Source organism: Corynebacterium aurimucosum (genome assembly GCF_046895345.1).
GTDB classification, from domain to species: domain Bacteria; phylum Actinomycetota; class Actinomycetes; order Mycobacteriales; family Mycobacteriaceae; genus Corynebacterium; species Corynebacterium aurimucosum_G.
The window spans coordinates 1,129,315-1,144,617 of the sequence record NZ_CP160096.1 but is presented as its reverse complement, the minus strand read 5'-3'; the positions used below and the strand labels follow the sequence as shown (position 1 = coordinate 1,144,617).

General features: G+C 62.7%; 11 protein-coding genes. 8 read left to right on the top strand and 3 right to left on the bottom strand.

Annotation, left to right across the window (positions count from 1 at the left end; translation table 11 throughout):
* Nucleotides 1-21: 21 nt before the first annotated feature.
* Nucleotides 22-990, bottom strand: a complete 969-nt coding sequence (hutG, locus tag ABZS45_RS05525; RefSeq protein ID WP_412100984.1) for a formimidoylglutamase — start codon at nucleotides 988-990, stop codon at nucleotides 22-24.
* A gap of 2 nt (nucleotides 991-992) precedes the next feature.
* Nucleotides 993-2,393 carry an amino acid permease gene (locus ABZS45_RS05520; protein WP_412100983.1) on the bottom strand — a complete coding sequence of 467 codons (1,401 nt, stop codon included), beginning with the start codon at nucleotides 2,391-2,393 and terminating at the stop codon, nucleotides 993-995.
* A gap of 362 nt (nucleotides 2,394-2,755) precedes the next feature.
* Between ABZS45_RS05520 and ABZS45_RS05515 the strand changes: the two genes are divergently transcribed.
* The 8 genes from ABZS45_RS05515 to ABZS45_RS05480 all read left to right on the top strand — a co-directional run bounded on the left by ABZS45_RS05515 (nucleotide 2,756) and on the right by ABZS45_RS05480 (nucleotide 14,725).
* Complete coding sequence (locus ABZS45_RS05515; protein WP_216380455.1) at nucleotides 2,756-4,102, top strand: YjiH family protein; 1,347 nt, start codon at nucleotides 2,756-2,758, stop codon at nucleotides 4,100-4,102.
* Between the two features lie 37 nt (nucleotides 4,103-4,139).
* Nucleotides 4,140-4,868 (top strand): IclR family transcriptional regulator C-terminal domain-containing protein, encoded by a 729-nt coding sequence (locus tag ABZS45_RS05510; RefSeq protein ID WP_167595757.1) that lies wholly within the window; start codon nucleotides 4,140-4,142, stop codon nucleotides 4,866-4,868.
* 185 nt (nucleotides 4,869-5,053) lie between these two features.
* Entirely contained in the window at nucleotides 5,054-6,607 is a 1,554-nt protein-coding gene (gene hutH / locus ABZS45_RS05505; protein ID WP_412100982.1) for a histidine ammonia-lyase, read from the top strand.
* Nucleotides 6,608-6,904: 297 nt separating this feature from the next.
* Nucleotides 6,905-7,804, top strand: coding sequence for an endonuclease domain-containing protein (locus tag ABZS45_RS05500; RefSeq protein ID WP_070443688.1), 900 nt, complete (start codon nucleotides 6,905-6,907; stop codon nucleotides 7,802-7,804).
* Nucleotides 7,805-8,153: 349 nt separating this feature from the next.
* Complete coding sequence (locus ABZS45_RS05495; RefSeq protein WP_070443691.1) at nucleotides 8,154-9,830, top strand: urocanate hydratase; 1,677 nt, start codon at nucleotides 8,154-8,156, stop codon at nucleotides 9,828-9,830.
* Nucleotides 9,831-9,851: 21 nt separating this feature from the next.
* Entirely contained in the window at nucleotides 9,852-11,030 is a 1,179-nt protein-coding gene (gene hutI, locus ABZS45_RS05490; RefSeq protein WP_412100981.1) for an imidazolonepropionase, read from the top strand.
* Nucleotides 11,031-11,088: 58 nt separating this feature from the next.
* Nucleotides 11,089-12,639, top strand: a complete 1,551-nt coding sequence (locus ABZS45_RS05485) for an ATP-binding protein (RefSeq protein WP_412100980.1) — start codon at nucleotides 11,089-11,091, stop codon at nucleotides 12,637-12,639.
* 76 nt (nucleotides 12,640-12,715) lie between these two features.
* Entirely contained in the window at nucleotides 12,716-14,725 is a 2,010-nt protein-coding gene (locus ABZS45_RS05480) for a DEAD/DEAH box helicase (protein ID WP_412100979.1), read from the top strand.
* Nucleotides 14,726-14,828: 103 nt separating this feature from the next.
* On the opposite strand, the gene ABZS45_RS05475 is transcribed toward ABZS45_RS05480, so the two are convergent.
* Nucleotides 14,829-15,272 (bottom strand): DUF2269 domain-containing protein, encoded by a 444-nt coding sequence (locus tag ABZS45_RS05475; protein WP_070443704.1) that lies wholly within the window; start codon nucleotides 15,270-15,272, stop codon nucleotides 14,829-14,831.
* Between the last annotated feature and the right edge of the window lie 31 nt (nucleotides 15,273-15,303).

Below are 15,303 nucleotides of genomic sequence, written 5' to 3'. Positions count from 1 at the left end.
GCCGGCTGGCCGGCGTCTTATCTAGGAATTCGCTCCTGTGGTAGCAACAAAATGCGCCGTCACAATGTCATCAATTAACCGCGCGGCCAGCTTGGCGGTGTGGTTGTCGGCGTCGAAGGTGGGGTTGAGCTCGACGACGTCGACAAGCGCGAGGCGTCCCGTGGCGGCGATGGTGAGCGCGAGTTCACGGATGATGTTCAGGGGTACGCCGAGGCCAGCGGGGGCGGAGACACCCGGCGCCTGGTCGGCGGGGAGGACATCCAAGTCGATGGAGAGGTGGATGGGCTTGGTACCGGCGCAGATACTGTCGACGGTTGTGCGCAGCTGGGAGCGATCCATGTTGAGCAAATCCTCGTCGAGGACGACGGTGACGCCGAGGGCGGAGGCTTCGTCGAAAAGCACGGGCGTGTTGTTGGGGCGGGAGATTCCCAGGACGGAATAGTCGAAGTCCTCGCGGCCGACCAGTTCAGAGATCTGCTTAAACGGGGTGCCGGAGGTAGGCACGTCCGCGGTGCGGAGATCAAAGTGCGCATCCAGGTTGATGATCTGCAGAGGGCCCTGTGCGCGGAAAGCACCGCGGTGGGAGCCGAAGGCGGTCTCGTGTCCACCGCCGAGGATGATGGGCAGGTGCCCGGCGCGTGAGAGTGTCTCCACCGTATCGGAGAGACGCTCGTGGGCGGCCTCCAGGTCGGTGCCTTGGGTGGTGATCGTGCCGGCGTCGTAAAGCGGATGCGGATGGTGCAGCGCCAGGGAACCCAAGGCGTCGCGCAGGGCGGCCGGGCCCGCAGCCGCGCCGGGGCGGCCATGGTTGCGCTCAACGCCCTCGTCGGAGGCAAAGCCCAGGAGCGCGATGCCGGGTTCTGCCTGGGGCTTGGCGACGTCCAGCGGGCGAACCACGCTGTGCCACCGCGCATGCTCGGGGCCTGGGCCATCGGAGCGGCCGGACCACTCGGGGGCAGGGGAGTAGGCGGGGGCATCAACGGTGTTCATGGTTATCCTTTCGTGGTTGTTCCTTGTGTGGCTGTTTCTTGTGGGGCACTCGCGGCGGCGCTACGGCGGCCGGTGAGGTAGAAGATGGCGGTCATCAGGAGGATGAAGATAACGCCGGTGGCGAGTGCCGGGCGGTATTGCTCCTGCCACACCATGATGCCAAAAGTAAAGATGATGAAGGCGATGGAGAAGTACTGGCCCCAGGGCCAGAAGGGGACGGTGTATTCCAAGCTGGCGCGTTCTTCGGTGGGCATTTGGCGGCGGGAAGCCACGTGGGCCAAGAGGATCATCAGCCACACATAGATGGTGGCAAACGTGGCCAGGGAGGCGATGACCTCGAAGACGTTTTCTGGGATGAGCGCGTTGAGCCCGGTGCCGATAATCATGACGATGAGCAGGATGATCATGGTCATCACCGGCACACCCCGAGTCTTTTTGGCCATGATCTTTGGTGCCAGGTTCTGGCGTGCCAGGCCGGTGAGAACGTTGCCGGCGCCGAAAAGGTCGGCGTTGATGGCAGAAACCGCCGCGGTGATGACAACGACGTTGAGTGCGGCGGCAGCCCAGGTGACACCGAGTGTGGAGAAGATTTGGACGAAGGGGCTTTCCTCACCGGTGATGCTGCGCCAAGGATTGATCATGAGGATGACCAGGATGGCCAGGACGTAGAACAGCAGGATGCGCACCGGGATGGTGTTGACGGCCTTCGGTACGGACTTGGCGGGATCTTCTGCCTCCGCACTGGCGACGCCGACGATCTCCGTGCCGCCGAAGGCGAAAAGAACGAGGATGAAGGAGGCGACCATGCCGGAGACGCCGTTGGGGAAGAAGCCGCCATCGTTGACGAGGTTGGCCGGGCCGGTGGTCTCCGCGGTGGAGAGGCCGAAGATTAAGACGGCTACGCCGCCTAAGATCATGGCGATGACGGCGCCGACCTTGACGATGGTGAAGGCGAATTCCAGCTCGCCGAAAGCCTTGACGGTGGCGAGGTTGGCGCCGCCGACGAGAAGCAGTGTGGCGGCGACCCACACCCACTTGGGTGAGCCGGGGAACCAGAATTGCATGTAGACGCCAATAGCGGTGAGGTCGGCGAGGGCCACGATGACCATCTCGAAGGCGAACATCCAGCCGGTGATGTAGCCGGCCCAGGGGCCTAAGAAGGTGCGGGCGTATTCGGCGAAGGAGCCGGTAACGGGGTGGTGCACGGACATCTCACCGAGTGCGCGCAGGAGGAAATAAACCACGGCGCCGCCGAGGAGATAGACCAAGAGGACCGAGGGGCCGGCGGCTTGGATGGCGCCGGCAGAACCGTAGAACAGGCCGGTGCCGATAGCTGAGCCTAAGGCGATGAAGTGCAGGTGCCGGTGTTTCAAGCCGGCGCGCTTGGTGGTGGTTTCTGCCACGGGGATGCGTCCTCCTCTGTCCCCCTGTGCGGGCGCTAGTTGGTTCTAGCACCGCGAATGTGGGGAGTGGTTGGTGCGAGTGGGTCTGGGAGCTACTTTCCTCTAGTTGAGACGCGGGGTCAATTTTGTGGTGGGTAGCTTCATCCGGCGCTATGGTGGGCGCCTCATTTCGTGCGTGGGGGTGACGTGCGTGACATTTGTGTGGGGTGCCGCTAGTATGTGGGAGACCTGCGTGTGGCTGTCGCGTGGGCATGGCTAGAAGCAATCGCTGTGTAGCGGCGTGTGTGCTTGGCGCGTTCCTTTAAAGGGCGCGTGCGTGGCCGTGCTAATGACGTGTCGTTTCCACCACCGTGAGGTAGAACATGAACTCTGAAGACGCAATCGTTGACGCCTTCTACGAGAACGAGGATGACGTGCCCTCCAAGAAGGGCATCTGGCGCCTCTTCGTCTACAGCGCTATCGGCGCTTTCGTATTCTTCTTTCCCATTAGTTATGACGGAAAGAAATCCATCCCGCTTGACCACATGGTCACCATCATCCGCACCTATGCCGATGCCTTCGTGCCGTGGTTTATCCTGGCGCTAGCGCTCTATGGCACGGTGCGCAGTATCGTGAATAAAAACTGGCAGGAAGGCCCGCTGCAAGCGGTCTTTACCGCGCTCAACGTGGTGGGCCTGGTGGTCTCCTTCTTGATGGTCATCGGAAAGCTTCCAGGGGTACTCGGCAACGAGGACATCGTGCCCTTCCTGTGGAATTCGGTTGCGACACCCGTCGGCCTCATCGTACCCATCGGCGGCGCATTCCTAGCTCTGCTCATCAGCTACGGCTTTCTGGAATTCGTGGGCGTATTTATGCAGCCCATCATGCGCCCGCTCTGGCGCACACCGGGGCGCTCCGCCATCGACGCGGTAGCCTCCTTCGTGGGCTCCTACTCTTTGGGAATCCTCATTACTGACCGTGTGTACCAGCGCGGCGGCTACACCGCGCGTGAGGCCTCCATCATCGCGACGGGCTTCTCGACGGTCTCGGCAGCGTTCATGGTCATCGTGGCCAAGCAGCTGGACTTGATGGATATGTGGGGCGTGTACTTCGCAGTATCCCTTGTGGTGACCTTCCTGGTCACGGCGATTACCGTGTGGATTCCGCCGCTGAGTAGGATTCCTAATGACTACGTAGATGGTGTAAAGCCGGACCCGGAAAAGCCGGTAAAGGGCAATTTCTTTAAGGCCGCCTGGCGGGAAGCGCTGCTAGCGTTGGACCGCGCGCCGTCTTTAGGCGCTGCCATTTGGGAGAACCTGCGCGATGGCGTGCGCATGGCGTCGGCGATTGTGCCCTCCATCATGTCCGTGGGCCTGATTGGTTTGCTGCTGGCAAACTACACCCCTCTCTTCGACTGGCTGGGGTACCTGTTCTACCCGTTCGCCTGGATTGTTCAATTACCGGAACCGGAACTGGCGGGTAAGGCCGCGGCCATGGGCATTGCGGAGATGTTCCTGCCGGCGACGGCTGTGGCGGGCTCAGAAAGCATGGTGCTCAAGTTCGTCATCGGTGTGGTGGCTATCTCCGCCATTATCTTCTTCTCCGCGCTGGTGCCGTGCATCTTGGCCACCAAGATTCCGATCAAGCTGTGGCAGATCGTGGTCATCTGGTTCGAGCGCGTGGTGCTGACCATCATTATTGCGACGCCGATTGCCTTCCTGGTGACTTAGCTGGGGCTTGTACGAGGGCTCATTAGAATGTGGGCCCATGAGTACCTCCCGAGTCCCGGCGGCGCGCAATGCACTGGAGATCCTCCGGCTGCTGTCGACCATCGACGTGCCGATTTCCGCCGCGCGCATCCGCAGTGAGCTGGACCTGCCACGCTCAACTACTTACCACCTGCTCAAGGAGATGGTGGACGCGGGATTCGTGGTACACCTGCCGGAGAACCAAACCTACGGGTTGGGGCTTGCTGCCTACTCGATGGCCGCGGCCTATGCCACGCAGCAGCCCTTGGTGCGGGCGACCCAGGGGCACCTCGAGCGGATTGCCAGCAGTGTTGGGGGATCGGGGCACTTATCGCGTTTGGCGGGCTCGGAGATTCTCTACCTCAACGAGGTGCGCGCGCCGGGGGCGCTGTCGCTGGTGACGGAGAAGGGCGTGCGGCTGCAGGCACAGCGGACGGCCTCTGGGCGGGCCATGTTGGCATTGCTTCCGGAAGCAGAGTGGCGTGCAGCATTTGTCCCGGGTTCCTTAGGTTTTGGGGAGTACAAGGAAATCTTGCGCCAGGTACGCGAACGCGGTTGGGCCGAAGAGGTCGAGGTGGTGGCGCGCGGGCAGGCGTCGGTAGGCGTGGCGGTGGTTGACCACGTGGGCAGGCCAGCAGCGGCACTCGCGGTGACTTTTCCCGCGGGCACAGCTGATGCCACTGATGCTGCGCAGCAACTGCGCGCGGCCGCGCAGCAGGTGGCGGAGAGGATGTACGGGCGCCGCTAACAGGTAGTGCCCGAGGTATTGGCGCGTCGGGCAGCCTGTTGTACTATGAGCGCAACGCGTAAGGCTGTCGCGCGTATCACTATTTTTCTATTCTTGTGAAAACGAGTACGTGTTTTCACGTGCCTTCTTCCCTTCCACGTGGGTGGTGGGACGTGGGTAACGCAGCGACGTTAAAGGAGCCTTACATGTCTAATTCTTATCCTTCCACCGTGACCGTGGGTATCGGGGCGCTGAGTATCGAAGAAGTCGTGGCCGTTGCGCGCTACGGCGCGAAGGTGGAAATTTCCGAGGACGCCCTGGCAGAAATCGCCTCGACCCGCGAGCGCGTCGAGGAACTAGCCCAGGATCCGACCCCCGTCTACGGTATTTCCACCGGCTTCGGTGCGCTGGCGCGGCGCCACATTCCGGAGGAGATGCGCGCGCAACTGCAGCTCTCACTCGTGCGCTCGCATGCGGCGGGAACGGGCCCGGAAGTTGAGCAAGAGGTCATCCGTGCGCTGATGTTGCTGCGCTTGTCCACCCTGTGCACTGGACGTACCGGCGTGCGTCCGGTGGTGGCGGAAACTTATGCCGCGGTGCTCAACGCCAATATCCATCCGGTGGTCCGCGAATACGGCTCCCTGGGCTGCTCCGGTGACTTGGCGCCGCTGGCACACTGTGCGCTGGCGCTGCTGGGTGAGGGTGAGGTGCGCGTCGATGGCGGCCAGGTCACCCCGGCCGCCGAGGCGCTGTCGGCTGCGGGCATTGAACCGCTCAAGCTGCGGGAGAAGGAAGGCTTAGCACTCATTAACGGCACCGACGGCATGCTGGGGCAGCTCTGCCTGGCTATCACTGACCTGCGCGAGCTTGCCAAGACCGCTGACATCGCCACCGCAATGACGGTGGAAGGCCTGCTGGGTACGCTCGTGGTCTTCGCCGATGACCTGCAGCAGCTGCGCCCGCACCCGGGCCAGGCAGATGCCGCGGCCAATATCCTGCAGGTCGCAGAGGGCTCGGAGATTCTCGCGGCCGCCCTCGAGGAATTCAAGAAGAAGCAAGTCCAGGACGCCTACTCCGTGCGCTGTGCCCCGCAGGTGGCCGGTGGTTTCCGCGATACCGTGGCGCACACAGCAACGGTTGCTGAGCGCGAGCTGGCCGCGGCCGTCGACAACCCGGTGGTGGCCAAGGATGGACGCGTGGTCTCCAACGGCAACTTCCACGGCGCGCCGGTGGCCTATGCGCTGGACTTCTTGGCCATCGTCGTGGCTGACCTGGCCTCTATTTCGGAGCGCCGCACCGACCGCTTCCTCGACGTCGCCCGTAACCGCGGCCTTAACGCCTTCCTTGCGGATGACCCGGGCGTGGACTCCGGCCACATGATTGCGCAGTATGCGCAGGCGGGCATCGTCTCTGAGCTCAAGCGCTTGGCCAACCCGTCTTCGGCGGACTCCATTCCGTCTTCGGCCATGCAGGAAGACCACGTGTCCATGGGCTGGTCGGGTGCCCGCAAGCTGCGCAAGGCCGTAGACGGTCTGCAGCGCGTCCTCGCCATTGAAATCCTCACTGCCGCCCGCGCCATCGATATGCGCGAGGGCCAGCCCGCCAAGGGTACCGGCGCGGTCATCGATGCTCTGCGCCAGACCGTCCAAGGTCCGGGCACCGACCGCTATCTGTCCCCGGAGATCGAAGAGACCGTGCGCCTGGTCAAGGAAGGTGCGCTGGTGGCTGCGGTAGAGGGGGCTGTCGGCACGTTGCGCTAACTCCACCCCCAGCCCCATGGCGTATGCCATGGGGCTTTTTCATGCGCGCTTGATTTCAAAAGTGCAGACCTGGAAGTGCAGACCTGCTGGTCGCCGCAAAGCACTGTCCTCGCGATTGACGACGCCCACCTGCATGAATGCACTTCCAGGTCTGCACTTTTGCCTTCGCAGCGGAGACGAGAGGCGCCCTGAGGCAATGAGTGGGTGATTTTTTGTAGTGCGGCGCGGGTGTGGATGCGGGTGAAGAGCGGAAGCCTATCTGTGGCGAGTCACACAAAGCTGGGTTATGAGTAGTGCATGAACAATGAAGAACTCTTTAACTTTTTAGACCAGCATCTTATCGACCTTCGGAAGCTGCCCAATGATGATCCCCGATGGAAGAAGGTGCACGCCGGCAAAGTGGCCACACTGGCGTGGTGCTTCGTGCTGCCGTTGGTGCACTGGCACGAGCTCAAGCCGTGGCACAAGGAGACCGCGAAGGCATACGCGCTCGGGTTGACCTTGCCCAAGGCAACATTAGTAGGAAAATCCGCCGCGCTCATTCACGGGGTTCCCCTGGTTGTGCCACCCGCCGAGTGGGAGGCAACGTTGCCTTCGAACTCGGTACCCCCACGAGCTAAAGCCAATGTCCGGTATCGGCGCATGAACTTGCGCGGTAAAGAGGCGGTGGTGCACGGGATTCGCGTGTCCTCGCTGGAACGCACGGCCATTGATATTGCGCGGTTCTATGGATTTGAGGAGGGGCTCGTTGCCGTCGATGATGTGCGGGCGCGCAATGTTGGCCAGTTCTGGATCAATGAGACGCTCGGCGCTATGGGGAGAGTTAAGGGCGTTGCCGCCGCGCGGCGGGCGGTTGCTGAAAGTATTAACTGCGCGGAGTCACCGTGGGAATCCTATGCCCGTGCCTTGATCCTTGCGGCTAATTACCCTGAGCTGCGCTGGGTCAAGGCGCAATATGTGATTGAGAATTACCGGGCGGACCTGGTTATTAATGGGTGGTTGGTGATTGAGATTGACGGGAACGTCAAGTACCGGCACGAGGTTGAAGAGGTGATTCGCGCGGAGCATCGGCGTCAGCAGGACATCCTCAACAAGGGCTACATCGTCTTGAGGTTTAGCCCGGAACAATTAAGCGCGCGCCCCGACTACTTCCAGGAGACCGTGGGGAAGCACTTGGCGCGTGGTCCGCGGTTGTAAAAGTGCAGACCTGGAAGTGCATTCATGCAGGTGGGCGTCGTCCAGCGCCCGGGCAGTGCTTGACGACGACCAGCAGGTCTGCACTTCTAGGTCTGCACTTTTGGCTTTGGGCGTTGCTGGGTTACTGGGTGTCAGACGGACATGGCGGGTGTAGGCAAGACGGGGGCAGACCACCGGTCACGCGGCAGTCTCGTATCTGAGACAGCTAGGCCAAAAGTGTCCTGGCTCATGGTTTTGGGTCACAGTAACTTGTGCTGTGTGACGCTGACCAAGCCCCACTAGGGACAGCCCCGGGGAACCGGCCTTGGGGGTTTGGGAGGGCGTCGAAAAGCACGAGCGAAAGGAAGTCATGTCTGAACCCCGCGAAGTACGCGCTCCGCGCGGAACCGAAATCACCGCCAAGTCTTGGCAGACCGAAGCCCCGCTGCGCATGCTCATGAACAACCTTGATCCCGAGGTTGCTGAGCGCCCCGAGGACCTCGTGGTCTACGGCGGCACCGGGCGTGCAGCCCGCAGCTGGGAGGCTTTTGATGCCATCGTGGAGTCCCTCAAGGACCTCGAGTCCGATGAGACGCTGCTGGTGCAGTCCGGCAAGCCGGTCGGCATCTGGAAGACCAATGAGTGGGCGCCGCGCGTGCTCATCGCGAATTCCAACCTGGTGGGCGACTGGGCCAATTGGGAGCACTTCCGCAAGCTCGAGGACGAGGGCCTGATGATGTACGGCCAGATGACGGCCGGTTCCTGGATCTATATTGCTACCCAGGGCATCCTGCAGGGCACTTTTGAGACCTTCGCGGCCGTGGCCAAGAAGCGTTTCAACGGCACGCTCGCCGGCACTTTGACGCTGACCGGTGGCTGCGGCGGCATGGGCGGCGCGCAGCCGCTCTCCGTAACCTTGAACGGCGGTGCCTGCCTCATCGTCGATGTGGATGAGACCCGCCTGAAGCGCCGCCAGCACAAGCGCTACCTCGATGAGGTTGTTACCGACCTGGATGAGGCGCTCAAGCTGGTGCTCGACGCCAAGGAGAACAAGAAGCCGCTGTCCGTGGGTCTCGTGGGCAACGCCGCCGAGGTTTTCCCGGAGGTGCTGCGCCGCCAGCGCGCGGGTGAATTCACCGTGGACATCGTCACGGACCAGACCTCCGCGCATGACCCGCTGAGCTACCTGCCCACCGAAATCACCGTGGAGGATTGGCACAACGAGGCCAAGGCGGACCCGACCACCTTCACCAAGAAGGCCCGCGAGGCCATGGCCGCCCAGGTCCAGGCCATGGTGGAATTCCAGGACGAGGGTGCTGAGGTCTTCGACTACGGCAACTCCATCCGCGACGAGGCCCGCAAGGCCGGATACCAGCGCGCCTTCGAGTTCCCGGGCTTCGTCCCGGCCTACATCCGCCCGCTCTTCTGCGAGGGGCTCGGCCCGTTCCGCTGGGCAGCGCTCTCCGGCGACCCGGAGGACATCAAGGTCACCGACCAGGCGCTCAAGGAGCTCTTCCCGGACAACGAGCACCTGCACAACTGGCTTGATGCCGCCGAGGAGTACGTGGAGTTCGAGGGCCTGCCGGCGCGTATTTGCTGGCTGGGCTACAACGAGCGCCACAAGGCTGGTCTGCTCTTCAATGACCTGGTCAAGGAAGGCAAGATCAAGGCCCCGATCGTCATCGGCCGCGACCACCTCGACTCCGGCTCCGTGGCCTCCCCGTACCGCGAGACCGAGGCCATGCTCGATGGCACCGATGCCGTGGCCGACTGGCCGCTGCTCAACGCCATGACCGCTGTGTCTTCCGGTGCCACCTGGGTATCTCTCCACCACGGTGGTGGCGTGGGCATGGGCCGCTCCATCCACGCCGGCCAGGTCACCGTGGCCGATGGCACCGAGCTGGCCGCCGCCAAGCTGCGCGCCGTGCTCACCAATGACCCGGGCATGGGCGTTATCCGCCACGTGGATTCCGGTTACACTCGCGCCAAGGAAGTCGCCGACGAGCGCGGCGTGCGTATCCCGATGGAATTCAAGGCCCGCGACTAGATAAGAGAGGAAAAGAAGATCATGTCCACCCTGTTTACTGGAATCTCAGAGCTGCGCACGGTGTCGGAGGCAGGCACGCTTGCCGACGCCTCCCTCATCGCCAACACCGACGGCACCATCGCCTGGATCGGACTGGAGTCCGAGGCGCCGGCCGCGGATGAGAAAGTCGACCTGGGCGGGCGCGCGGTCCTGCCGGGATGGGTGGATTCTCATACGCACATGATCTTCGACGGCGACCGCTCCGCCGAGTTCGAAGCCCGCATGGCGGGTGAGTCCTACCAGGCCGGTGGCATCGCGGTGACCATGGACGCGACCCGCTCGGCGGGGGAGGAGCGCCTGGAAAAGCTGTTGGTGGAGCGCATTGCCGCCGCCCGCCGCGGGGGTACGACGACCTTGGAGACGAAGACCGGCTACGGTCTTAATACTGAATCCGAGGTGGAGGCCGCTCGCGTGGCGGCTCGCCACGTCGATGACGTTACCTTCCTCGGCGCACACCTCGTGCCGCCGGGAGCGGAAGCCGAGACTTACCTCGACGAGGTTGTCGGCCCGATGCTGGACGGTGTGGCCGAGCACGTGCAGTGGATCGATGTCTTCTGCGAGCGCGGCGCCTTCGACGAGGGGCAGTCGCGCCGCGTGCTCGAGGCGGGCAAGGCCCGGGGCTTAGGCGTGCGAGTGCACGGCAACCAGCTCGGCGAGGGCCCAGGCGTAGCACTCGCGGTGGAGTTGGGCGCTGCCTCCGTGGACCACGTCAACTACCTCAGCGATGCCGATGTCGAGGCGCTGGCCTCCTCCGATACGGTGGCTACGCTGCTGCCAGCCTGCGATCTGTCCACACGCGAGCCGCTGGCGCCGGGCCGGAAGCTTATTGATGCCGGCGCGACCGTCGCCATCGCCTCGAACCTCAACCCGGGTACCTCGTATACCTCCTCGATGAACTTCTGCGTGACCACGGCTGTGCTCCAGCAGCACCTCACGCTTGATGAGGCCATCGCCGCCGGCACGCTGGGCGGTGCCACCGCGCTGCGCCGCCAGGATGTTGGCTCAGGTAAGGACGCGCAAGGCCGCCCGGCTAAAGGCTCGCTGGTGGTGGGCGCTGCTGCGGACCTGCACGTGCTTGATGCCCCGAGCGCTATCCACCTGGCTTATCGCCCGGGCATGCCGATGACCTGGAAGACCTTCGTGGGTGGCCGTGAAGTCTAGAACGTAAAGTCTTGCACTCTAGAGTGTAACACTTTGTAGTCTGCGGTATTCTGCAGGCATGATGTGGACGGTTGATGAGCTCGAGGATTACCTCGAGCACTGTCGCCTTTTGCAGTCGGATACTACGACCGTGGAAGTGAAGTCGGGACGCGGGGGAATGCCGCAGTCCCTCGGGGCTACTCTGTGTGCCTTCGCCAACATGCCGCGCGGTGGCACCGTCATTATTGGAGTGGCGGAACCCGACTTTGCGGTGCACGGCGTGGACGATCCCGGCGCCATCGAAAGCGCGCTGGCGGATCAGGCACGCACTCTAGTGGAACCCGCGCCCTTCATTGAGACTCAGACCCTGTACGTCGAAGGGCGAGCTGTCGTGCTTGGACACGTCGAAGGCGTGCTGCCGCACCAGCGGCCGGCACTCTATCGGGGTCGGCCTTACCTGCGAATGGCGGATGGTGACTACGTCATGAGCGCCAATGATCTTCGCATGGTCGAGGTGGATAAGCTGCACGCTCGCGAGGCCATTGCCTATGACTCAGCACCGGTTCCCGGGTCAAACCTAGAAGTCTGTGATGCTTCGGTGCTTAAGGAGGCGGTGGCGGAGCTGCGCAGCGCCACCCCTCGTTTGCGGGGTGCGAGCGATGCCGAGCTGCTGGAGCTATTCCGCGTGCTTGATTCCCAAGGGCAGCTGAGTGTGGCAGGTTTATACGCTCTGGGGCGCTTTCCGCAGGGATTCTTTCCCGACCTGCATATTTCTGCGGCCGTGCAATACCCAGCGGGGGAAGAAGGACCGCGTACCCGGAATCTGGAGGAATTCTACGGCCCTGTGCCGGATCTGGTGGATGGAGCCGTGGCGTGGGTGCACAGGAATATCGACACTGACTTGGTCTATGGCACAGATGGCCACCTGCGCGAGGTTCCAGAACTACCGCTGGAGGCTGTTCGTGAAGTCATTGCTAATGCCGTGGTCCACCGCGACCTTGGCCCAGAAAGCTTAGGCGCCGGCAAATTTGTCACTGTCCGGCTGACCCGCCAAGCACTGATTGTGACCAGCCCCGGTGGATTGCGGGGCATCTCCGTGGAAGAGCTTAGGGGAAAGATGCTGTCACCCGTCGCTGTGAACCCGCGCCTATACACATTGAGCACGAAGCTGCGGCTTGAGGACGGCGAGCGTGTCATTGAGGGCCAGGGCGGAGGAATGCGGGTGGTTTTTGAATCGCTTCGGAAAGCTGGATTGCGTCCGCCCACCCTCATCGACACTGGTGTGCGCTTCACCGTGATCCTCTGGAGGGCGGGGCGAGGCGATGACGAACATGACGCGGCACCGCACGGCGCTAACGCTTCCTCTCTGTCTGCTCCGGAGCCTGCGAGCATAGGCAGTGAGGGCAGTGTGGTGGAAGACGGGCTCGTCGCCAAGCTCGGCGGAAACCCCGCACTTGTGCTTGCTGCGTTGCGCCGGAAGGGCGAGCTCTCGCTCGTGGACATCGTAAACAGTACGCAGCTCACCCGCGGCCAGGTGCGTTACGCGCTGGGCAAGCTTATCGAGTCTGGGCACGTCATCATGCGCGGCAAACACGGTGACCGAGCCACGCGTTACGCTGCGAAGGAGTAGCCCCTAGTGGAAAAGCTCGGGTAAATCTTCGGCGAAATAGCTAATTGGATGTTGGTACCGTACTCTGGTGTGAGCAATGAGCATTACCGATAACGCCACCGGCGGCGTCAACGAGCCGGAAGAATTCAATAAGTCGGAATCTCAGGAAAACTCGCAAGGTGGCGAAGCATTGGACGCTTCGCAGGTGTCGAATCAGGACACCGGGGCTGCGAATAACCCTGAGGACACCGGCGCTGAAGAAAATTCAGCCAACGACAACTCCCAGGGTTTTGCACACCTCGGCCTTCCCGATGACGTTCAGGAAGCCGTGTCCAAGGTGGGCTTTGCCAAGCCATCCCCAATTCAGGAAGAAACCATCCCGATCCTCATGGAAGGCCGCGACGTCGTCGGTCTGGCCCAGACGGGTACGGGTAAGACCGCAGCCTTCGCGCTGCCGGTCCTATCTCAGATCGATACCGAGGCCCGTTACCCGCAGGCTTTGGTCCTCGCGCCCACGCGCGAGCTGGCCCTCCAGGTAGCGGACTCCTTCCAGTCCTTCGCTGACCACTTGGGCCGCATCGAGGTTCTGCCGATCTACGGTGGCCAGGCTTATGGCATCCAGCTCTCCGGGCTGCGCCGTGGCGCCCAGATCATCGTCGGCACCCCAGGCCGCGTCATTGACCACCTGGAGAAGGGCTCCCTGGACATCTCGCAGCTGCGCTTCCTCGTGCTCGATGAGGCGGACGAGATGCTCAACATGGGCTTCCAAGAAGACGTCGAGCGCATTCTTGAGGACACCCCGGAAGATAAGCAGGTCGCACTCTTCTCGGCGACCATGCCGAATTCCATTCGCCGCCTGTCCAAGCAGTACCTCAACAACCCCGCTGAGGTCACTGTGAAGTCGGAGCGCCGCACGAATGACAACATCACGCAGCGCTTCCTGTTGACCCCGCACCGCCACAAGATGGATGCCTTCACCCGCATCCTCGAGGTCATTGACTACGACGCCATTATTGTCTTCTGCCGCACCAAGCACGCGACCGAGGACGTGGCCGATAGTCTCAAGGAGGCCGGTTACAACGCTGCCGCCATCAATGGCGATATTGCCCAGCAGCAGCGTGAGCGCACCGTGGACCAGCTCAAGGATGGCCGCCTCGATATATTGGTGGCTACCGACGTTGCCGCTCGTGGTCTTGACGTGGACCGCATTACCCACGTGGTCAACTACGACATCCCGAATGACACCGAGTCCTACGTGCACCGCATCGGCCGTACCGGCCGTGCTGGCCGCACTGGTGAGGCCATCCTGTTCGTCACCCCGCGTGAGCGTCGCATGCTGCGCTCCATCGAGCGCGTGACCAACGCCCGCCTGGAGGAGATGGACCTTCCGACTGCGGATGAGGTCAACGCCAAGCGCAAGGAGAAGTTCTTCGCTTCCATCGGCGCTTCGCAGGAGGACAAGCAGTTCGAGTTCTTCCGTGACATGGTGCGCGAGTACTCCGCGGCTGAAAACGTGGCGATGGATGATATCGCTGCCGCCCTGGCCGTGCAGCTGCAGGGCGGGACGGATTTCCTGCTCAAGGAGCGCCCGGTATCCAAGAAGGACCGTCGCGAGCGCGACCGCTTCGAACGCGATGGCCGCGGGCGTGACCGCGGTGATCGTGGCCGTGATCGCGGCGGCCGCGACCGTGACCGCGGCCCGCGCCGACCGGACGGGGACTTTGAGACGTACCGGCTGGACGTCGGCAAGCGCCAGAACGTGCGCCCCGGAGCCATCGTGGGCGCGCTGGCCAATGAAGGAGGTCTGTCCTCGAAGGACTTCGGTCGCATCACCATTGCGGTGGGCCACACCTTGGTGGACCTGCCGAAGAACCTGGACCCGGCAGTGCTGGAGCGTCTGAAGGACACCCGCATCTCCGGACAGCTGATCAAGATTCAGAAGGACACCGGCCGCCCACCGCGCCGGAACTTCGATGATGACCGTGGACGCGGCGGCTACGGCGGACGTGGCCGTGGTGGACGCGGTGAGCGCGGCGGATACCGCGACCGTGACCGCGGTGGACGCGGTCGTGATCGTGGCGGGCGCCGCGGCGGCTGGCGCGATTAATACCCGCTAGGCGTTGCAGCGGCCTTAATGCTGCACGAGAAAACCTCCCAAGCCCTCATTGAGGGCTTGGGAGGTTTTGCTATTGAGGGCTAAACCGGAAAGTTTAGACGTACATCAGGATGGCGCACACAACCCACAGCAGGTTGAAAATGCCGGAGAACATTGCCAGCTGCTTCTTCAGCTTGGCCACATCGGCGCTGCCCGGGCTAGCAATCGCAGCCATGGCCTTGTTCTGCTTCGGGATAACGACGACGAGCAGAATTACCCAAGCGATGACAGAGAGCAGAAGGGCAATGTGGAACTGGACCTGGGACTTGTAGGCATCCAGGTCAGTAAGGAAAACGGCCAGGCCAATAACCGGAACAATGGCGGAAATGTAGCCATAGGTCGAGGTGATCTTGTTGAGGATGCCGGCGGCACCAGCGGCCGAAGCATCACCAGCGCCAGCCTTTGCCAGCTGTGCTGGGAAGGCGGAGGTAGAGATACATACGGTACCGACCAACAAGATAGCGGCGAAGGCGTGGAGGAAAATGAGCAAGCTAGTCATGGGGAGTGCGCTTTACCTTTCTGTACGGGGC